This is a genomic window from Pseudoalteromonas sp. A22 (assembly GCF_018141345.1).
Taxonomy (GTDB): Bacteria; Pseudomonadota; Gammaproteobacteria; order Enterobacterales; family Alteromonadaceae; genus Pseudoalteromonas; species Pseudoalteromonas maricaloris.
In genome coordinates, this window is record NZ_CP047237.1 from 704,163 (window position 1) to 728,450 (window position 24,288).

At 40.2% G+C, this 24,288-nt stretch carries 4 protein-coding genes (1 of these 4 cut by a window edge); all 4 read right to left on the minus strand.

The annotated features are described in order from the left end of the window. Tightly spaced (at most 11 nt apart), the 4 genes in view from GSF04_RS02780 to GSF04_RS02795 form a layout consistent with a single transcriptional unit that may run on beyond the window. A protein-coding gene (locus GSF04_RS02780; RefSeq protein ID WP_211856476.1) for a non-ribosomal peptide synthetase crosses the window boundary here: on the minus strand, positions 1 to 5,681 show its 5' portion. 8,257 nt of this gene lie to the left of the window's left edge; only the first 5,681 of its 13,938 coding nucleotides appear in the window; its start codon is at positions 5,679 to 5,681; the stop codon falls past the left edge of the window. Beyond that, the gene (locus GSF04_RS02785) at positions 5,678 to 13,591 is read right to left on the minus strand and encodes a non-ribosomal peptide synthetase (protein ID WP_211856477.1); all 7,914 of its coding nucleotides are present in this window, start codon (positions 13,589 to 13,591) and stop codon (positions 5,678 to 5,680) included. The genes GSF04_RS02780 and GSF04_RS02785 overlap by 4 nt, the downstream gene beginning before the upstream one ends. A 1-nt stretch (position 13,592) precedes the next feature. Next, positions 13,593 to 20,018, minus strand: coding sequence for a non-ribosomal peptide synthetase (locus GSF04_RS02790; RefSeq protein ID WP_211856478.1), 6,426 nt, complete (start codon positions 20,016 to 20,018; stop codon positions 13,593 to 13,595). 11 nt (positions 20,019 to 20,029) lie between these two features. Beyond that, on the minus strand, positions 20,030 to 24,271 hold the full coding sequence (locus tag GSF04_RS02795; protein WP_211856479.1) for a hypothetical protein: 4,242 nt from the start codon (positions 24,269 to 24,271) through the stop codon (positions 20,030 to 20,032). Between the last annotated feature and the right edge of the window lie 17 nt (positions 24,272 to 24,288).

Below are 24,288 nucleotides of genomic sequence, written 5' to 3' on the forward strand. Positions count from 1 at the left end.
GGTAACGTATTGATGTATAAACCGACACTCGACTCAATACCCTCAATCGGTAAATCACGACCTGATACTGTTGTCCCCACTAATGTTTGATTATCTTGGGTATAGCCGTGAAGTAAGTAGTGCCAAGCAAACTGCAACGCAACATTCACCGTCGTCCCGCTTTCCCGACACATGTTCTTCAACTGAGCTAATGCATTCCCTGTTAGCTCCAGGGCCTGCTCTTTAGGAGCCGTATTAAGGTGGCTATCCGCCAGTTCAACTGAACTATCAAACAAGCCTCTTAGATCATTTGCTTCACCATACTGCTGCTTTTGTGCTTGCCAAAATGCTTCACTTTGCGCCTGACGGCTCATTTGGTAAGCCTGTGCATTTAAGTAAGCCTGATCTGGTTTTATCTCACACGTGAGACCTGCTTGCAATGCTTCATAATATTCGTGTACCGCTTGCCCCAGTACCGGCCCACTCCAGCCATCCGAAATACTGTGATGCTCTGTTTTAATCACCGTGTACAAGGTATCGCTTCGTTTAACGATGGTTAACCTAACCAGTCCCGGACGACTCAAGTCAAAGCCAATCATCCGTGCCTCTTGCTGCAACCGCTCGATTTCTTGCTCCTGTACATCTGACGCCAATTGACTAATGTCAACCACACTAAAGTGCTCGTCGGTTAGGCTAACCCCTGAAGTCACTATTTGTACTAGGGTATCTTGCCAATCAAAGCATACGCGTAAACTGGGGAAACGCAGTGACGCCATTTGCCATGCTTGACGGTAGTGCGCAATATTCAAAGCACAATGATAATCTAATAATACTTGGACTCTATACGCATCGTCGTCTGGCTCATTCAGGTGATAGTAGATAAAGCCCTGCTGTAAGCTGCTGGCAGGGTATAAGGCTTCAATGTCATGCGTCTTTTGTAAATACTGCAAACGAGCAGCTGACAATGTCGGAACCCCGTAATCACTCGGCGTTTTACGCCCCCCTAGCTTGGCTTGCGCACACCCTGCTGCCACAACCGCTGCTAACGCTGATGTAAACGCCTCATTAAAGTTGTGATGCACTAACTCAGATAGTCGACTTACCACTTTAAAGCGCAAGCGTCCCTCATATATCGCGCCAGTAACACTCAACAGTACACTGTCTTCGTTGCCTGCAGCGCTAGTCATGCCCACATCTTCTCCTACCAAAGACCAATCTTCAACTTGTCCTGAGCCATCTCCAAATTGGCCGAGGTAGTTAAACATGATAGTTGGCAAGGCTCCCCCAAGTTCACCTTTGTTACGCAGCGCACCAAACCCTAATCCTTTATTTGGCACCTGACGTAATGTTTCCTTCGTTGCAATTAACGTATCCGCAACGGTTTCTTGTCCTAACAAACGCACTGGATACAGTGTGGTAAACCAACCTATAGTACGCGATAAGTCCAATGTTTCGTCCATTGGCTCTCTACCGTGTCCTTCTAATCCTAGCGTATACGCTTGCTCACCCAGTGTTTCACTTAACGCTAATACCATAGCGCTCAACAACACATCATTAATCTCGGTATTAAAACCTTCGTTAGTATCTCGTAATAGATGCGCTGTTACTTCTGAAGACTGTTGTAATACATCAACCATGATTGTTTCTTCAGCAGTTGGCAAACTGCAAGGGGTTGCCATAACCCCCTGCCAATACCGTATTTCTTCTGTATCTGGTTCTAATGCCTTTAATGCATGAACCCACTGGCGATAACTACTTGTTTTATCTGGCAGTGTATGCCCTTGCATAATCATGCTCAAGTCATCTACTAAAATACGCCAAGAAACAGCATCCACAATCAGATGGTGTAACGCCATAAACAATCGAGCACTTCCATCGTCATAGCCCGTTAAGTGTACAGCACACCATAATGGCCCAAACTGGTAATCAAACTCGGACTGAAAAGCTGTAAGTTGCTGGTGTAACTGCGCCTCATCTAAGTTACTAACGTCTAATGTTAACAGCTCGGTGTTTACCTCATCCATCCCATAATACTGTTGTTTATTATCGATAAATCGACAGCGCAACATATCGTGTCTCGCAACTAGTGCTTCGAGCCCAGCTTGCAATGCTTGGGGGCTTACTGTGCTAGGAAGACGTACCATAAAGGCTTGATTCCAATGATGAGGTGCTGGTAATGCCTTATCAAAAAACCATTGCTGAATGGGTAATAAATCAAATGTCCCAACCAACTCGCCTTGCTCAGCTTCAACCTGAGCAACTCCGTTCAGCATGTTGTCTGCTAATAAACAAGACAACTGCGCAACGGTTGGGGCATTAAAGATGTCTTTTACCTGACAAACATAACCAGCCTGACGCAGACGTGATACCAACTGTATACATACAATGGAGTCCCCACCCAAGCGGAAGAAGTTATCCTCTATGCCCACCTGCGCTAACCCCAACACATCTTGCCACACCTGACACAATGCTTGCTCTGTCTCATTACGAGGCGCCACAAACTCTTCGCTGTCTATCTCCGGGGCCGGTAATGCGCGTCTATCTAACTTGCCGTTTAACGTCAGCGGTAGTGTGCTTAACGTGACTATGTGGCTCGGTATCATATACTCTGGCAGTTTTGCGCCTAACTGCGACACTAAGTGTGTCGAGTCACACGTCTGCCCTTCTTGCATCACCACATATGCCACTAAATACACACTACCATCATCTCTGGCTCGGTCTATCACAGCTGCTTGACGTACTGATGTCTCCTCACACAACACCGCTTCTATCTCACCTAACTCTATGCGATAGCCGCGGATCTTTACTTGGAAATCATTACGCCCTAAATACTCTATATTGCCGTCCTCTCGACGACGTACCACATCCCCCGTTTTATATAACCGGGTATAGCCCAATGCCCTTGCCGCATCGTCTACAAACGGGTTGTCAATAAAGCGCTCCGCCGTGAGCTCTGCTCGATTTAAATACCCTCGAGCCAGTCCTGCTCCCCCTATGTACAATTCACCTTGCGTACCATTGGGCACTGGCTGTAATTGTTCATCTAGAACATAAAGTAAGACATTTCGAATTGGCAACCCAATAAGTGCGTCATCCACTTCACACTGATATTTATGAGTACTCGCACAAACAGTTGATTCCGTTGGACCATAAGCATTAATGACGCATGAATTCTTACGAAACGTTTCTAGGACACCTTTAGCTGGAGTTTCACCGGCTGATACGAGGACTTTTAATGCTAACCCCCCCTGTTCTGCCATAATTTGTAGCAATGCAGGTGGTATGGTTGCTAAGTCAATATTGTTATTCTGAATTAACTTTCTTAAGTTATCGGCTTCGCGATCTTCATCACTACAAATAAACACCTCATGACCATTGCTTAGCCCAATAAACAGCTCTGATACAGACGCGTCAAAGGTATAGCTTGCGAACAGTAATGAACGCTGACATTCGGACGCATGAAAAGCTAGTTGTTGAGCATAAACAAGGTGTACGGCATTGCAATGCTCAATCATTACACCTTTAGGGTTTCCTGTAGTACCTGAAGTGTAAATTACGTATGCGAGATTACAGGAACTGGCATCACTAACAAAAGGTGCTATTGATTCATCAGCACTACTCATTACTAGATCTAATTCAATTAAATCAGGACCATTTATCATATCTGATAATTCAATATCTAGTTTAGGTATGAGCGAAGATTGCGACAGAATAAATGAAGTATTTGTATCGTCCACTATGTACTGCGTTCTTGCAGGAGGAAAGTCGGGAGAGATGGGCACATAGGTAGCACCAGCTTTTAAGCAGGCTAAGATCCCCACCACCATTTCAAAACCACGTTCAAAATATAAACCAACTAAGGTTTCCGCAGGCATATCGTGACTATATTTCTCAAAATAGTTTCGTCTAAGTAATTTAGCCGCTTGATTAGCTTTATCATTAAGCTCAGCATAAGTCAGGCTACTGCCTTTGAAAGTTAACGCGACTCTATCAGGTGATTTACTAACTTGGGACTCAAACAATTGATGCAAAAGTAAGTCTTTAGGGTAATCAAGCTGTGTATCATTCCAGCGGTGTAATACCTCTTCCCTATCCCTTCCTTCCAATACAGTTACCGTTTCTCTATTCGCTACGCCCAATGAATTCAACATCTGACTAATGGATGCCTTAGGCTCAGAGTGAGCAAAAACTTCCAATATACTTTGAAGCTCGTCCAATAAGTGCTTAGCTTTTTTATCTGAAAATAATTGCTGCTGATAACCTAAATGAAAGCCAAGTGAAACAGCAGGTAATACAACTAACGCTAAGGGCTGACTTGTTTGGTTTTTGTGACCAACATCTTGAACAAAGGGTGTTTCATCTGAGTCATTTTTTTCTACTAGGTAGTTTTCGAAAACAACTAAAGACTCAAATAATTTGCCATTAATAGGCGCTTGTTTTTGAATTTCTGTCAGAGGGTAGTAACTATGTTCATTGCTTTGGACAAGATAATCTTGAATACTTTTACACCAGTCTACTAACGAGCCCTCTCCTGTGAACTGGCTAACAACAGGAATACTATTTATGAATAATCCAATTGTCTTTTCAACATTTCTTAACGTCGCAGGCCTACCAGCTACCGTAGCACCAAAACTGATTATGTTACTATTACTTTCTTTGTGAACTAATAATGCCCAAGCGCCCATCACTAAACTGTTTAGTGTAATACTTTGATTACGACAACACTGGTTTAATTGTTCAGTTAGACGTTCTGATAGATTAATCTTACATGCGTTAAACCTCGGAGCCCCCCCCTGATCTTGGTCAGCTAATAAAACTAAGTGATTGAGCGGCTGTAATTTATTGCGCCAATAACTTGAAGTTTCTTTGTGATCTTGCTTGGATAACCAATGAATATAGCGCTTGTAATCACTCTCTAACGCAACCTTTCTCGGAGACTTCCCTTGTTGTATTGTCTTGTAATTTTCAATCAAGCCTTGCAATACCAAGTTAGAACACCAGCCGTCCACTAACGCATGATGGTATGTCCATACCATTCGGTGACTACCATCAGCTAAATTAAACGTCGCAACCCTTAATAAAGGAGGATGTTCAAAATCAAACTCTACTAACTGATCATTTTCCAAAAACTGTTGAAATTGTAGCTCATGCTCAGCCTCACTCAAATGTGTGTGATCGTAGTTACTCCATGGAATATCGGACGATTTGCAAACTAATTGCTGCAACTGCGATTCTTGACCAACAAAAGCTGTACGAAATATCGAGTGTTGCTGTAAAAGGAACTCCCAAGCCAATTTCATGTCATCTAAATCTATAGACTTATCAAGTCGACACCAAAGTTGGTTAACATACAGAGAGGCCCCTTTGTCTTTTAGACTATGAAAGATCATCCCAGCTTGCATAGAGGTTGCAGCATATATATCTTCGATTTCATACTTCTCTTGCCATGCACTAAGCTGACTTGAAGTGACAGTTGCAAGCGGGAAGTCAGAAACCGTTAAAGTTTGAATATTCTTTTGTTCTGCAAGCAACCGTTGCTCTTCTTTTAATAAACTTATTAGCTCAGATTTGTTTTGCTTTAGCAACTCAAGTTGTTGCTGAGATATTTTGCCTTTAGCAGCACCAATGCGAATATTCTCTCTCTCAAGAAAAATTTTAACGCCATTTGCTCTTAGCTCTCTTAACAGATTGAACGTATTCAAATTGTAAATTCCTCAATATTTTGTTCTTCTTCTGTAGAATTTGCCATTGAATGGTTATCCAACCGTGCAGAATTTTCAGGTTCGTTATCAATAAGCTCTAGCACCATCAAACAGTGTGTAGCGATAAGCTCAACTTGAGTACGCATAAGCGCCAACAAATCAAAAGCTGACGATTTATTTACCTTCGCTGTGTCAATCGACAAATAAAACTTCAACGTACCATCAATTAAAACCGCATTTATATAGATACCGTTTCTTTGCTGTTGCATAGGACAACGCTCATTACCTCGGTTTTCTTGAGCAACGCCAAAGGCACTATTATCAGAAAATGTCGCATCAAATTGACCAAGATAATTGAATTCAACAGCCAATTCTTGATTTTGAATCACAGAACCCTGTTTATTTAACAACCCAAAGCCAAGTCCATTGGAAGGTACAACGCGCATACTTTCTTTGACTACCTTGATCACCTCCCCTGTATTAGTGCATTGAGATATATCAATGTGCACAGGGTAGTAGGTCGTTAACCATCCCATTAATCGACTTGGAGTTACCTCATCCAATGTTTCTCTACCATGGCCTTCTAAATAGGTAATAAAACGATTATTTTCTGTCCATAAATTTAATGCGAGTATTACTCCAGAAAGCAGTAATTCTTGCGTGCCTGTTCTATAAGCTGTGTTAGCAGCACTTACAAGCTCATTACTCATTATTTCATCCAGCTCAAACTGAAGCGAGATCAGTTCATTTTGCGTATTAGCATCGAAATTTACGATACGATGAGGCCAATTGTCGACCTTTTTAGCAAGTTGACTATGCCAGTAACTAGACTCTTTTTCAAATTCAATGGATTGGCTATATCGCTCAACATGTTCACTCCACTGTTTTAAAGAGAGCGTTTGTGGTATAAGCTCTAAAGAAGAGTTTTGCTCAATTTGTTCAAACAAGCAATTCAGATCGTCCAACATTAAGCGCCACGACATACCATCTACTAACAAATGATGGAGAACAATAAACAACCTTTCCGGCTGCCCATTATCTTCAAAAAGACAAACTTTAAACAACGGAGGCTGGCTTAAATCAAAACTTGATTGAAGTGCATCAATTTCCGCTTTCATATTCTTCATCGAGGAATAACTTATCGCTTTATCTAACAGTTCGCCCTCGTTTGGTTCAAAGTACATTTTATCATCAACACTATACTGTCTCAGTGAGTCATGGGTATTGACCAAACATTCAAACATCTGTCTCAATACTTTTAGGTTTAAAGACTCTGGTACAGTTAATAAAATAGATTGGTTGTAGTGATGTTCATTAACTAACTTTCTGTTAAAAAATTGCTGCTGCATAGGCAACAACAGACTTTCCCCTTCACTCTTTTGATTAGGTTGCAGTTTATCTGGTTCTTCTACCATAGTTGATAGTTCTTTAACTGTTGGATAGTCAAATAGTGTTTGTAGAGAGAATTTGACACCTTTTTTCTGTCCTTCTGCAACAGCTTGTATTGCTGAGATTGAATCACCGCCTAAATTAAAAAAGTTATCCTCAATACTAATTATTGTTCGTCCAAGAACCTTAGTAAAAATATGGCAAAGTAAAGTTTCTAACTCAGTTTTAGGCTCTACCACCTCACGAGGTTTTTGCTCTTCCTTTGGTAGCGGTAAAGCATCAAAATCAATTTTACCATTCTGATTTGTAGCAATGCTTTCCACTTGAACAATAGCCCAAGGCATCATGTATTTAGGTAACCGGTTCTTTAACTCTAATAAGAGGTGCTGTTCCAATTGCTCTACTGTTTGCTCCGAGTCGCTATATATAACGTACGCTACAACTCTTGTTCTACCTTCTACTTCGACAGTATTTACAGCACAATTATCAACAACTTCGCAAGCTATAATATTAGAACGGATATCGTTCAACTCTATTCGAAAACCATCTATACTGACTTGGTTATCAATGCGTGAGATAAAGACAAGTTGACCACTTTCATTCACTGAAACGAGATCTCCTGTCTTGTAATACCTTACTTGATCACGATAAGAAAATTTGTCTGCAGTTAACTCAGGCTGATTAACATACCCCTTTGCCAAACAAGGCCCACTCACCCATAATTCACCTTTACCACCAAAAGGTACTTCTCGCCCTTTGTGGTCTAAAACTAATACGGAGGTATTTTCCATCGGTCTACCGATAGGCACAGGGCCACTAGAAATCGTGTTCTCCCCAACTAGTGGGTATATCAGACAACCAACCGTTGATTCACTTGGGCCGTAATGATTATAGATTTTAGCTTTACGTAGCCTATGTTTTAATTTGTTGACCATTTCAAAGTATAGCTGCTCGCCCCCTATTACAAACACATGGGGAGTTTCGTTAACCTCTTTATTTTCCAAGAGCATGTTTAGTGCTACTACATGCATAGGCGTCATTCTTACCAATACAGGACTATTCGAAGGGTTTGATACATATTCTGCCAACTGCTCTATTTCTTTATTTGGTGTCGACAGTATCACCTGATCACCACAGAGTAAGGGGAGTAACAGTGATGGCACAGAAATATCAAAACCATGAGAAGTAACGACAAAACTACCTATTGAACAGTCTTTGTAATAGTTTTCTCGGGCATATACACAATAATCTGTGAGCGCCCTATGTGAAATTTCCACACCTTTTGGGGTTCCTGTTGATCCTGATGTATAAACAATATATGCAGTATCATTTGGATTAGGAAACGCTACATCTATGCTATCTTGAGCATATTCTTCAAACCAGCCCTCAGAAAAACAATCATCAAGTGTAAAATAATCGACACTTGATAACGCATTCTGCTCAGCAAATGACTCCTCAACCAATACCACATCAACATCCGCATCAATCAAAATAGCTTCGATTCGGTTTTGATTTAAGCTTGGTTCAATAGGAATGTAACTCGCACCACTCATCATGATGCCTAACATACTTACTAATAAATGTGCTTTCCTAGTACTTAAAATCGCAACGGTACAATTAGCTCCAACTTCCATTTGCTCTAAGGCTGCAGCAAGTCTTATTGCTCGGTTATGCACCTGTAAATAACTATACTCGCCAAGTTCATCAGTAATCGCTATTTTATGTTCTGAGTGTTTCAACACATCACTAAATAGCTCTATGACGGTTTTTTCTCTGTCTATATTGTTTTCATTACCGTCAATCAAAAACGAGTTTTCGTTAGGTAGAAGCTGCTGAATTGCTACATCTGGATCACGGCATATGTTTTCAAGCAACTGATTGTACCCGAGAGCCATTTTCTCTATTAAAGCTGGACTGAATAATTCATCCTTAAATGTCCACTCTAATGAGATACCATCTGCATCTTCCATTGCAGTCAAGTCTAGATCGAACCGAGTAACCTCATTGTCTAGCTGTTTTGCCATTATTTTCATATCCGGCACGTTTAGCTCACCAGTCTGATAGTTTTGCAGCACAAACTTTATTTGGCACAACGCATTATGGCTCAAGCTGGGCTTCACATCTAACGCTTCCACAATATGCTCAAATGGCAGTTGGTTATGCTCAAAAGCTGACAATATTCCTTGACCATTAATCTTTAATAGCTCATTAAATGTTTGCTCTAATTCAAAGTGTGTATGAATTGGGATCAGGTTTAAAAACAAGCCAACGATATCGGTTAATTGTTGCTGTTCTCTGCCATTAAAAGGTGTGCCAATTACGATACTTCTATCTTGGCTATAGCTAGACAGCAATACTGCAAATGATGTTTGCAATACGCTAAACAATGTCACCTTTTGTTTCACACAATAAGACTTCAATGTTTGATACACGTTTTCTTCAATGCGGAAATATTTAGAGGTCGCAGCAAAAGTTTGATGTGCTGGACGACTATTTTTTAATGGTAAGCCATGGACTTTTGGAGCTTGCGACAAATAACCACGCCAAAAGTCAATATGCCTGTTAATTTTTTCTTCTGTCAATTGCTCTCGTTGCCACCGAGCGTAATCGTAGTAGCTAATTGCAGACGTGTTAACTTCCTCTTCATTATTCTTATAACAGCCAATAACCTCATTGGTAAGTATCTCTACAGAAAGCCCATCCGCAGCGATATGGTGGACGCATACCAATAGCAAATGACGACCTTCACTCAATTTAACGACTTTAACTTTAAGCAATATATCTTTTGCCAAATCAAAAGGCGTCATTACATGCGCTCGAGAAATGGCTTTTAGTCTATCTTGCTGAATTGATGTATCAAAATGAGAGATATCTTCTTGGGTAAACTCGCACGTAGAATCGTCATGAAAATCTACTTTTAATTCGCCATCTACAAGAAAAAACCGACTCCTTAATACATCCCTTCGCTCAACGACTGTATTAAACGCTTTTGATAACCTTAATACATCTAAGTCACCTTCAAATTCAAATGCCGCCGCCATATTATACTTGCATGAATTGCCTTCTAACCTTTCATCAAACCACATTCGAGCTTGAGCAAATGACGGCGTTTTAACCGGGTTAGTATCAGGTTGAATCAGCTGGTTCACGTTAGCTTCTTTGTTGAGAGTAGCAACATGTTTACTAAATTGCTCAATTGTCGGGTTTTCAAATAGCACTCGAAGTGGAATCTGAAGTCCTATCTGGGCACATAACTCATTCACAATTTTACTAGCGAGTAAAGAGTGTCCTCCTTTTGCAAAAAAATCGTCGTCTATACTTATCGTGTCTATTTGCAGGGCAGAACAGAATACTTTACACATTGTTGTTTGTAGGGGTGTTTTAGGTAAAACGATTGGTTTATCTGTAACTTCTTCTGCTTGAGGCAGTGCTTTAAAGTCAACTTTTCCATTGGCCGTTAAAGGAAACTTCATGACAGTTACGAAAATTGACGGCAACATGTAATCTGCCAATGTAGTAGCTAAAACCGCTTTTATTTGCTCAAAGAAATCTCGTTCATCTGATTTCTCAATCCAAACCATGTCACCAATATTAGGTTGTATGTAAGCGGTAATACGTGACTGGCTTCCTTCACCAACAATTCTAACAATCGCTTTTTCTACTGCTGTAATTTTATTTAATTGAACTTCTATCTCGCCCAGCTCAATGCGATATCCTCTAACTTTTACCTGTTGATCTACACGGCCAACAAAAATGATGTTGCCATCATCACGATAACGACCAATATCACCCGTACGATATAACCGCTGATTAGTCACAGGATGGTGTATGAATCTCTCACGCGTGAGTTGTTCAGCCTTATAATATTCTCTCGCTACGCCTTCACCGGCTATGAATAGCTCTCCGTCTACACCAATTGGACAAGGTACTAGTGCATCGTTCAGTATCAAAAACCTTTGATTTGTAATTGGTTTACCATAAGGGATACTAGACCATTGAGTGGTATCTTCATGAATATCATAGTGAATTGACCAAATAGACCCTTCTGTCGCCCCCCCCAAGCTATGAGTACGTACACCTGGAAAATGCTCTTTAAGCATAGGAGGTAGTGTAGGTGGAACCCAGTCACCACTCATTAAAATATGGCGCAAAGACGCTGTGCTCTTTCGATTTTGGTATACCAATTGGTCGACGAGCATACCAGCAGATACTGGTACCGTATCCCAAATACTGATGCCGAACTTTTCTACACATGCTAACCAGTGGGCAGGCTCTTTCGCTTGATCTTGTTGCGGAAATACAACCCGGCCGCCACAGGCGAGTAAGCCAAAAATATCGTAAACTGAAAGATCAAAGCTTAATGCAGAGACAACCAACACACTATCATGATTAGTAACGGCAAAACGGGCGTTAATGTCAAGAATGGTGTTTACAGCCATCCTATGCTCTATTGCCACACCTTTCGGTTTTCCTGTAGACCCTGAAGTAAAAATAACATAAGCCAAGCGTTTTGACTGAACATCATTTTGCCATTTTGAAGGTTCCTCTGGCACAACGACAAGCTTATCTATATCAATGAATTCCTTTATATGCGCTAATTGGCCCGATGCTTCCTGCCCTATAAGTATGCGGCACTGTGCTTGTTCAAATATGCCTTCACAGCGAGCACAGGGCCAGTCAACCTCTACGGGTAAATACGCCCCACCAGCCATAACAACAGCGAGTGTTGCGATCGCTTGTCCACGGCCTTTTGGCAATCGAACAGCAACAAGCTCTTCTGCCGTAATCTTTGGTTTTATTATCTTAGCCAAGCTAGCTGCTGAGTCAAATAGCGAACGGTAGCTAATCTCCCCTTGTTCATCACACACTGCAATAGCCTCTGGCGTTCGAATCACAGAGTCAATAAATAGTTCATGGAGTGTTTTGTCACTATCGCAATCACTAATAAAGCTTTGTTCTGGCTTTGTCTTTTCCTGCAATGCTAAGGTTTGTGCATCATTCATCAAAGGATAAGATTCTATTGGTAACTCAGGGTTTGCAATGATGGCTTCAATTATATTTTTGTAATGTTGAGATAACGAAACGATTCTATCGTGTTGAAATAAATTTTTGTTATAAGTCCAAACTGCGTGAAATTCACCTTCCTTCTCAACAATCGCTAACTCTAAATCAAATCGACTTACTTTCGCCTTGATATTTAAGGGTTGAATTTGCAACCCTGGTAATTTAAGCGTTCTTCCATCGATATTCTCATAAGAAAATTGAATTTGAAATAATGGCTCATGACTACTACTTCGCTCTGGATTGACTCGCTCAACAACCTTTTCAAATGGTGCATCAGCGTGGCTCAACGCCTCACTCATCATAGCTCGACTATGCGCTAAAAATTGCGTAAAAGGTTCCTTTAAGTCTACTTTGAATCTTTGTACTACGCTGTTCACAAAGAGTCCTATCATATTTTGACATTGCAAGTTTCTGCCAGAAACAGGTGTACCAATAGCAATGTCCTGATGATTACTATACCTTGCTATTAACGCTGCAAACACCGAGTTTAACAACATAAAGGGGGTAACATTAAAAGCTGAACAAATGTCCTTTACACCTTTATATACTGTATGTTCGAAGGGCTGATCTAAAGACCTTCCCTCAAAAGTTCTTTGTATTGGCCGTTTATAACACAAATTTAAACTGTGAACTTGTGGTAATCCTTCAAGTTGTTTGTCCCAATACTCTAGCAAACTAGGCATAGCTTGAATGTTAGCAGGGTGCTTTTGCCAATGAGCGAAGTCAGCATATTGGAGAGTTAACTCTGGTAATTGTGGAGATGTACCTGTCACCTTAGCGCGATACAACTCTCCTAATTCTGCAACAAAAATATCGGCAGACCGACCATCTGATGTTATATGGTGTTGCACGATAATTAACGTATGATGCTCTTTATCATGTTTTGCTAGAATGCATTTCAGCAATAAGTCTTTCGATAGATCGAAATGAATGTCGGCCTCGGTTGCGATCAAGTTAAGCACTTCATTTTCATTAGATGCTATTTCAACCTGGCTTAATACTAATTTTCGTCCTGGCTGAACACTCTGGTATACCTCTCCTTCATGCTCACAGTAAACACTATGTAAAATTTCATGCCTTTCTATCAAATCATTTAATGACTGCTCTAGCGCTGCTGAATCAAGTGTACCTTTCAAGTCCAACGCGACGATATTGTGATAATGATTTGACTGTTGCTCTAGAGCATCTACAAAATATAAACGATTTTGAGCATATGAAGCTTTTAATAAGCCTTGCCTGTTAACAGCAGTGATATTACCCGAGTCGAAAACATGGCTTGATAAATAGCTAATCAGCTCTTCTTTCAACGCTCCTATGCGTTTAGCTATTTCTGGTGTTATTGCATCAGCTTTACTCTTACTTTTTAGTTTTCCATCTGCTAAAAATAGCTGTATTCCCAATTGATTTAATTCTGACAAGAAAACTTGTACATGTTCAAAATTATTATTAGTTTGCATTTTACCACTCCATCTCAACTGCATGCTCAACCTCTTCAACGCTATCGTTTAATGATTCAAGTAACTCTGCAAACTTAGTAGGGGTTGAATGTTCAAATAAATCTTTCACTTTAATATCAATCTTATACTTACTTTTTATTTGGTTAACCAAAACCATAGCCGTTAAGGAACTTCCCCCAACATTTAAAAAGTCATCGGACATCGACATATCTTCAAGTGATAGTATTTCACACCAAATATTTTTCACTTCCTGCTCTAATTGGCTTTTTGGCAGAACCATCTCTGTTTTTTCCAATAAAGGCTGAGGGAGCGCTTTGACATCTAATTTACCATTTATAGTCAGTGGCAATGCCTCTACATAAATGAACGATGACGGCAACATCCAATGTGGTAATTTCCCCTCTAGATGAGAATCAAAATCAAACATATTGCTGCCGTCACTTGAGCTATAATAGGCAACAAGTTGTGGTTCACCCTTTTCAGGCTTATGTACCACTACAGCTACCTCTTTAATTTCAGGTAGCGTCATTATTTGAGCCTCAACTTGTGCAGGCTCTATTCTGTAGCCATGTATTTTTAATTGTGAATCTATTCTTCCTTTATATTCGACATTTCCATCTTCATTTAGCAGTGCTAAGTCACCTGTTTTATAAACCTTTTCAGGGCCTCTAGGTGTTTGTATCACGGGGTATTTAACTTCATTTAACTCATTATCTAAATACCTCGTCCCGACACTAGCTCCAAATATAACCAACTCGCCGACTTGACCAACATCAACAATCTGGCCGAGCTTGTTTATTATGTAGCATCCAGAGTGACTTATCGGTTTACCTATCGTCAACTTTTTGCCTGCAACATATTTATCATTTAACGCGTAAATAGTTGCTTCTGTAGGTCCGTATAGATTAAAAAACTCAAACTGATTTCCCCATTTTTGAGAGAGCGATGGAGAACAGGCCTCTCCCCCAGCGCTCACTACTTTGACATGTGGCCAATCTCCTACTGGCGTAGCTGCCGCAAGGGCTGTTGGGAAAATCAAGTGAGTTAGCTTGTGTTCTTCGATATAAGGAGCTAGTTCTTCATGTGTCGGGCATATATTAATTGAAGCCCCCACAGTGAGCCCTGAAAAAATTACGCCTGAAGCGGGATCAAAACTGAAGGAGAACACATTAAGTAACCGGCTATGCTGATCCATTCCTAGTAATTTCTGGTCATGCTTAACAAAGTTACCGAGCGCATTGTGGCTGACTTCTACACCTTTAGGTTTACCTGTAGAACCTGAAGTATAAATCACATAAGCAGGTTGTACTGAGGTAGGTTGCAATTCTAGCTTTACATTGTCGGTAGAGTACTTGGCTAAAAGTACTTTTCTAAAAGCCATATCTGTTGGAATAACTCGTTTATACGACAGAAAATTAAACTTCTGTAACAAAGCCTGCTCCGTCAGAATAATGTCTATTTCGGCGTCTGACGCAATATTTTCCAAATAATCTTCTGGTAAATCTGGAACAAGAGGAACGTAAGCGCCACCAGCTTTTAGTACTGCAAGCATTGCTATAACAAAGTTAGTATTGCGCTCAGCACAGATTCCGACGTACTGTCCAGGTTTTACCCCTTTGTCGATCAAGCACGCAGCATATTGATTTGCCGTATCATTCAATGTTTTGTAGTCTAACTGAGCGTCTTGTGCAACGATTGCAACTTTGTCTGCAAACTTATCAGCCATCTTCTCTACCGCTTCATGAATATAGTTTGCACTTTCAGTAGGAAACAAAGACAAGCTATTTAACTTTTCATAATGTTTCCACGAAGAAGAAGGCCATTGAGCCAGTGGTTTTTCAGAATTATTTACAGTCACAGCGCTGAGCGCTGCTAATTTATCTGCCCAATTACAGATGGTATCATTTTTGAAAAGAGACTTTTTATATAGCCACCGAACCTCTAGCGCTTCTCCAGTATCTACAATAGTAAAATGCAGATCTAAATCTTGAATACCGTACTCTTGTGAAATATCAGTCCAGACTACCTCGTTGAGTTGGGGCTTTGGCGATGATTTTACTAAAAAGTTTAGAGCTACCTGACACAAAGGTGTAAATCCGTATTGACGCAGTGGAGCCACACTTTTGACAACCTCATCATGAGCGATGTTTAGGTGCTCAACAGCCCTTTTAAACCACGCGTGACTGTCTGATATCAATTCTGAAAAGCTAGCGTTAGCTGATAGGGTGGTACGATAAATAATGTTTTGGTTAAATAAACCGATCAGATTTTCCGTTTGATTATTACCTCTCCCTGCAAACGGACATAACATCAAGATATCATCTTCGTTGCTTAGTTGGGCTAATAGTAAAGCTATCAGTGGCTGAACGACATTAAACAAAGAGTGCGCTTCTCTTTGTGCCAACTCTTTTAATCCTCTATACACTTTACCGCCAATCACTTGTTTATGATAAGCGGCTTCATTATTGACCAACTTTTCCCTCGCAAAGTCCAAAGGTAAGCTATGAACCAAGGGTGCTCCTGCCAGTTCTTGCTGCCAAAACGATTTGCTTTTTCCTATATCTGCCGACGTATTTTTCTCGTTATACCACGCCGCGTAGTCACAATATTGTATATCTAATTTTGGTAGTTTTGGCGTATGACGATCGTGTGTCCAATTATATAATTGGCTAAATTCATCAAACAAAATATCGATTGACCATGCATCACAAGCCAGATGATGAACCGTTAACAATAAATAATACTCGAGTGGTTCAAATTTTAATAACCGACTTCTTATCAATGTATCTGAACTGAGATCGAAATTGCGCTCTCCTTCAATTCGTTTATGCTCAGCGAGCGCTTCAAACCTTAGGTTTGGACTTAGATCACTTAGATCTACAAACTCATGTTGTAAACTGATATCAGGGTTAACTTGAGTAATCAATTTGTCATCGCGTTTCAAAAACCGAGTTCTCAACGATTCATGACGCTCAACGATCGAGGTCAATGCATCAACAATAGCTTGTTGATCTACCGTACCCTCAAGTTTTAGCGTGACTGGAATATTATATTTGCTCGAATTTTCTTCTATCTGACATGCAAGCCACATTGAGCTTTGCATTGGAGTCGGTTCAACATCAACCTGTGCATTTACCTTGTCGATAATATGTTTCTCTGAATTAGCCGCATCAATTACACGAGCGAGATCTGCAAGTTGAGGGTTTTCGTAAACAGACGTCAATGAAAGCGATTTACCGAATTGGCGTTCTATTAACGCGATCAGTTTAGCAATAACGAGTGAATGTCCTCCTAGCGAAAAAAAGTTATCATCTGCAAATACTTGTGAAACACCAATCAACTCTTTCCATATATTTGCAAGTTCAACTTCTGTATTTGTAGATAAAGGTAGTCGTTCAACAAAAGCCGTATCTTGTAATGTATCCATTAGTCGCTGTTTGTCTACTTTACCATTGCGAGTAACAGGTATTTCTTCGATTACTTTAATGATGTTAGGAACCATATATGCAGGCAAAGACTGCTTCACTTTAGCGCTAATCACTTCGTTTATATTTTTTATTTTCGAAGAATTACACTTAACAAAGGCGACCAACTGCTCACCTGTAGAGCATGTTATTTTATCAACTACCGTTCCTGTGACTTCAGTTAAAGACAGTATTGCAGCTTCTACCTCTCCAGGCTCAATCCTATAGCCTCTGATTTTAATTTGCTGATCACGTCTACCTAAATAACGCAAACTTCCGTCAGGGCTCCAGCAGGCTAAATCTCCTGTTTTGTAAACTCGTTTAGAGTAGCCACCTAGATCAACCACTGAAAATTTATCACGATTTAACTGCTCACGATTTAAGTACCCTTTAGCAACTCCTTTACCCGCGATCCATAATTCTCCAACAGCATTGCAAGGTTGCAAGCTACCTTGCTCATTGACCACATACGCTTCATAACCATCTATTGGAACGCCGATAGAAGCGTCACTCGAATCAAGAGTTACCTCATGAAAAGTCACATGTACTGTAGTTTCGGTAATTCCGTACATATTAATCAAACGTACTTGTCCGTCATGCTGACTTTCAAGCCAAGGAAGAATTTTCTGTTTATCTAATGCTTCACCACCCAACACAACATAACGAAGCTTGTGAGCTTTACCTTGCTTCAGCATTTCATCTGCAAATAAGTAAAATACTGACGGGGTTAAGCTTAATAAGGTTATTTCATTGTCTGTAATATATTTAGTGAGCAAACGAATATCTAACTTAAGTGGCTCTGGTACTATGTATAACGTAGCGCCGTTGGTAAGCGCTGAGAAAATTTCCCACACTGAAAAATCGAATGATGTAGAGTGGAAATTAGTAACTCTGTCTTGTTCATTCAAACCATAGTGACGGTTACAGCCTTTGAGTAATGCAAATACATTACTATGACTTATCGCCGCCGCTTTAGGGTTACCAGTTGAGCCTGAAGTATATATAGCATATGCCGTACTTTCAGGGTGTATAACAATATTTGGATTGCAAGTTGCATACTCTCTTTGCAAGATGTCTGACAAGCTGACCGATGTCCAAAAGTCTTCATTTAACTCACTCAAAACCAGTGAAATCTTAGCATCGTTCACAATGTATTGACGGCGAGCTTGAGGTAGTTTTGGATCAATTGGTAAATAGGCAATACCAGCTTTAAGAACCCCTAGAATAGCAATGACTGACGCAATACTTCGCTCAATACACACCCCAACAAATTCATCTGCACTTAACTTTTGCTTAATTAAGAAATGAGCAACTTGGTTTGCCTTTTCATTAAGAGCTTTGTAGCTGATATTTGAATCAGCACCTTCAATAGCGACTTTGTCTGGATAACGCTCTGCTTGATGCTCTATCAATTTATGTAAGAGCTCTCCTTCAGACTGATCTAGTGCTATAGGTATCACTCTGCTTCTGTCTAAATCCAGTTGTTCGCATTGAACTTCAACATTATCGAGTACTTCCTCCAACAACTGCAAATAACTTTGAGCAAAGGAAGCTATTGACGTCTCGGTAAATAACCTATGATCGTAATGCCAATTAACTAATGATTTCTTATCTCCCCTTTTTATCATTAGTTCTAGGTCAAATTTACTCGTGGTTTCACCAAGTGATACGGGAGTGAGTGTTACTGAATCAAGCAAAATATCATTGATAGAGTCATTATCTAAGCTAAAAAATAATTGAAATAAAGGTGAGTGACTCATTGCTCTGTCTGGGTTAACACTTTCAACTACTTTTCTCAAAGGGACATCTTGATTCGACATCGCTTGTTGTATTTGCAATTTATTATTTTCGAGCTGTTCACGAAACGATATATTGCGACTTATTGAACTCTTAATCGCTACGCTATTTGCAAATAAACCAACCAAATTTTCGAGCTGCTTGTGGCTTCGGCATTCAACCGGCGTCCCAATAACCACCTCTTTTTCGCCGCTATAGCGACTAACTAACACAGCCATTAAAGTTTGCAGCAAAATAAACGGTGTCACAGCATTTACTTTGCAAAACGCATCAATGCGCTGGTTCATTTCTGCCGAGAGCTCTGTCGTGAACATCTTTCCATCGGTTGACTTTATTGCAGGTCGTTGAAAGTCACACTGAAGAGAATGAAGCGGTGGACACTCCTGTAAGTTATTTAACCAATAATGTAATTCATCGCTGTGTTTTTTCAACTGTTCTGCGCTGTTTTGCCACGCGACGTAATCGCTATACCTGATAGGCAGTGCTGGCAATGACGCTTCTCTATCTTGCGAGATCGCTTGGTATACTTCCACGAACTCTTGAGTAACAATTGATATTGATTTCCCATCAACCACACGGTGTGGCAAATTAAACAATAACCAACCACTTTTATCATCGATTGGAACATGAATAACACGAATCAGCGGTGTACCATCTAACGCAAACTGATGCTTCTGTTCATTCAATAAAATACTTTCTATATTTCCACTTTCACTGCGCACAGATACCGAAGCAAGATCGACAAACTGTTGTGAAACTTCCCCCTCATGTTCATCAAAGCGTAAGCTCAACATTGGATGTCTATTAACCAAATAATGAATAGTTTGGTTTGCTACATTAATATCCAGCTGCCCTTGATAAGAAAAAACCCGGCATAAATTGTACTGACTATGATCAGAATATAATTGTCCAATAAAGTGCAAACTTTGTTGTTGCATAGACAGCGGAAAGCCATTATCCACATTAACTACAGCAATCTCATCGGTTTGTTTGACATCACTTATATGTTTTTGCAAAAAGGCCACGATAGCCGGTTTATGCTGCTTGATCATCGCCAATAGCTCAGGTGCTGGCGGTGCATCACTGTGAATTTGAAGGTTTTGTTGGTTTAGCGTAATCCGTAATCCAGCCGCAACGCTTTTCTCTAATATTTCTTTAATTTCCATCTTTACTACCTTCAAATAATTACGATTTGCTGTTGTTTAAGCTCTTCAAGAACTAACATTGGTACAGCGCCGGTACCAACATTGATAACCCCTGTATCACATTTGCGCACTAACCTTGCCCAAGCACCACTGTAACGATCTCTCATACCATATACGGCCAAAACCATGTCATTCTCGATTAATTCTCCCCTATCAGGCAGATAAACTTTTGACGCTGGGCTATAGCGCTGCACAAGCCAATCATCCTCAACACACGCTCTTTCTATTGCCTCCAGCCATTGGGTTTGCCCGCTGTACTTACCAACCACAACATCACTCCCCTTACTAGAAGCTGATTTTTTCAATACGTAATCTTGACGGTGTAGCTTAACCTGTTCCAATTTGTCGATATGACGTTCTTGCAGTAACGAATTCAACCTAGCCGACCAAGGAATGTACCGCTCAATAAATGCAATATCCTCGTTACTTGCTTCACCGGAGTTCTTGTAGTCATGGAGCAAAGGCATCACTAACTTGTTACCAAAGACTTGGTGTAACGGAGAGTCAGGGAAAACCAGGTTTTTAGCTAAATAGGCTGACATCAATTGTGCATTTAACAATCCTACCTTTTGATTTTCCAATCGAGGAGTTACCGTAAATACGGTATCAACTTCACTTTCTTGGTAAAAAACTTTCCCCTGTGAAGAAAAATCAAGTTCTTGCCATTCGTGGAAAAAAATAAGACGCCCATGGTCATATCCACCTTTTTTGACCGAACCAAATACCTGCTCAAGTGCACTTTCAAAGCTAAGCCATTCTTCACTTCTTTCAGCTTCAGTTCCAATCAAAATAATGCCCGTTGCATTTTCTCGCTTCATTTCGAGAATACAGTCAATTAAACTGCGGAACATCTGAGGCGTAACTTGACGGTAATATAGTTCGGGCTCGCTTTGCTCTTCAAATTCAGCAATACGTGCTCTCACCCTTGGCTCTAACCAGTCAGCCTCCCAACCACCTATCACTGTACCTAAGTTAGCTTCCAGCATAGTTAATTGTTCGCCATCACAATGAATATCGAATCTAAACATTAGTTCGGCAGGATTGGGGGCGTAATCCCTCATCACGTCAAAAAGCAAAGGTGACTCATCCAGCAATTCAATAAAAGTCTGTTCATCAGGTAACATGCTCTGAATTGCTCGCAGTACAACGCCTGGGTAACCCAAAATAAGACCTTCGAAATCTAAAACTAACTTTTGAGACACAACTAATGGTAAGTAATGTAACTCCTCATGAAATCCCATAAACTTAGGTAAGCCATCCAAAGTAAACGGTAATACATGACCGGTATGAGTTCCTTTTCTTGTATAAAAATCGCTCATAGCTGCAAATGTTTCAGAATAAAGCATATTGGTAGCGCTTTTTTTTGCATCGCTTGCAGTATTGGATATTTTAGCAAGAGGACTTTTGTCTTCCAAAACTACAAATACACTAGCTCCTTGATGCGTATTAACGACACCATGCCTATGATTTACGTCTTCAGCTCGAACTTGTGCCCCTGCATAATGTCCTTCAACTGAAAATAATCCCCATACAGGTAAAAACTCTGAAACATTGGATAAGTAATCTGCACCAATTACGCTATCAGGTTCACAATACTCTTGCGCTATCCACTCTGGACTTCCCAAAAGTTGTAAGACCAGCTTTTGCCATTCTGCCTTATCACAAAATCGTCCAATATAGACATCAACACCATGAGAAGAATCTGTTTTTTTGAGGACAAACCGATCTTGATAACATAATAATAAATCTTTTATAGAGCAGGCTTTTCCGTCAAAACTAACCGCGGGACTATCTAGTTTTACAGTATATGGAATGCTGGAATCAACAAAGTCTCGAAGTAAATCAGGAAGGGAGTTTTTAACATCCTCCTCGTGAAATAGCGCCATCATTGCTTTATTACCGAGTAACTCAAACATAGGGCTATCAGCACTTATAACATACCCTTCAATTACCGCTCGGGTGATATTAAAAGCTAACTCAGGGTAAGCACTTAAATTAGGCATAACTAGCGCATTAAACGCCCTTCCTTGATAAGTTAATGTATTGTCTTGTTCAAATGTAATTTGATGTGGGTCAGTTCCAAAAAGAACCTCGCCTCCCAAGTAATCATTTTGCGACTGATACATCTGCTGTAGTTGTTGTTGAAATAACTCTTCTAAGTGAGGCTCCATTGGCTTAGAAACAAACAACACATTGCGACTTTTGTTTGCCAACGATAATCTTTCTATCGCCGCAGAAAAGTGATTAAAAAGATTTTGTAAGAAAGGCCTCGCAGCAAAATTACTCCTGTCGATTGGTAAAAGCTTTTCGACAGCGTCTAAAGTAGATGCCTCAAATAAATCTATTTCCCAGCCGCCAATTGAACAACCAACATTTGCTTCTAACATCTTAACCGTACCATTACTGATAAGGGTGTCGTGTCTAATAAGCAAGTTATCATAATTCACTTCTTGCTCTGAAAATATAGAAAGTAAGAATTGCCCTTGACCGAAGTAATCTTTCCAACTTTGCAAGTTTTCAACAAAACAATAGTCAACAACATGGCGTATTAACGACTCAAAGTTTTGTACGAATGTTTCAAACTTAGAAGTAGTGTTTTGATCAATCAACAAGGGCCAATGGCTTAATGGATATGTATTTAATCCACGCTGAGCAAATTCTGGAAAGCGACGCTCTGACAAAGCAGAAACTAACGGTGCCAATTTCGATTTATTTTGAACAAGTTGATCGGTTAATTGACCATAAGAAGCAGCAAGCTTATAGCTGTTTTCTCTCGCTGCAATATCAATTGAGTGATGTTCTCCAACTTCTTCGGTCTGACTATTTTGTTCCTCTAATACCGCAAATTCCAACGCCCCAGTTGCAGAGTTAATCACTCCGTTCCCTTCCTCAGTTGAGTCAATACTAGCTCTTACAAAAGCGCCACAATAACTATTTTCAAAGCCAAAAACCCCCCAAACCGGCGTATACTTAACCACTTTACAGGATTTATCGGCGGCTAAGAATTTGTCCGCCTCACAATATTCTTGTGCGACCCAATGTGCATTACCACAGAGTATTTCTATTAATTCTTGCCACAATTCTGGCTCAGTAAAACAACCTACATATACATCCTTACCAGCTAGAGAACTGGACTTTTTAATGACAAAATCCGAACGTCGTGCGCTCAAAAGTGATGCTAAATCGCTAATTTGTCCCCGAAACTCTACATTTTCTTCATCCATTGTGACGGTAAAAGGTATATGCCTATCAACAAATTCACGCTCATTACTAGCCAGTTTTGCTTTTACTTGAGGTTTATGAGGTAAAGCGAGTAATGCTTTTTGACCGAGTATTTTATAAATAAAACTATCAGGAAAAACTAAATGTCCGCTAACCTCAGCGAGCGTTAGAGAAACACCAAGACTAGCACCAGCCATCAGCAATCCGTTAATCACCGTACCATTAAACCGGACTTCACCCTCTTCCCCAAAACTAATCCCCAGGCTTCCGCTGGTTAAAATAACCTCTCCAGCCACATAATCTGAACTATTAACGTAATATTCTTGTAATTGTTTACCAATCAGTCTTAGTAGATCCTGCGGAGGTTCTCGTTCAAAAACAAAAAGAATATTACCTGTATGGTAAGGTGTTTTAAGTCTTTTAATTTGTGTTGCCAAGCTATTAAAGAGCTTTTCAAATATCAAGGCTGCTGCAACAGAATCAGAATCAAGACCAGTCATCAAGTGCAATGCATCCGCCATTCGCCGTTCAATTAAACTCAATTCCCAACCACCAATCGCAGTGCCTGCATTGACTTCCAATAATTTGATCTCATTGCCACTTACCATCACATCATGCCTAACAAATAAATTGTAAGGGTCCAGTGTTGCCTCCTTGAGAATATTTAGAACTACAACGGGGAGTCCAGTGTTATCAGCAAACTTTTCGGCATCATCACCAAAATATAGCAAGAGTGACTTCCACAATATTGGACCAATTCCTTTTATGAATTTATCAAAGCGTTCTTCCCACTTCTGCGAGATAACTAATGGCCACGGACTTATCTCAAATAATTCTAATTCGGCCAGAGCAAATTTTGGAAAAGGTCGTTGTTCAACTTCAGTCGCTACTTTTACAGCTTTATTTTTATCTTTAGCAAGCTCTGCAACTAATTTTTCATGACTTCTTGAGTAAAAATGACACTCTTCTTTTTCGATATCTTGGTTATTCATAGTGATAAATTCTGTTT

Bases quoted from the DNA above. Each gene is read 5' to 3' on its own strand.
- GSF04_RS02785 (WP_211856477.1), bottom strand. From the start codon at position 13,591: ATGCAAACTAATAATAATTTTGAACATGTACAAGTTTTCTTGTCAGAA.
- GSF04_RS02790 (WP_211856478.1), bottom strand. From the start codon at position 20,018: ATGGAAATTAAAGAAATATTAGAGAAAAGCGTTGCGGCTGGATTACGG.
- GSF04_RS02795 (WP_211856479.1), bottom strand. From the start codon at position 24,271: ATGAATAACCAAGATATCGAAAAAGAAGAGTGTCATTTTTACTCAAGA.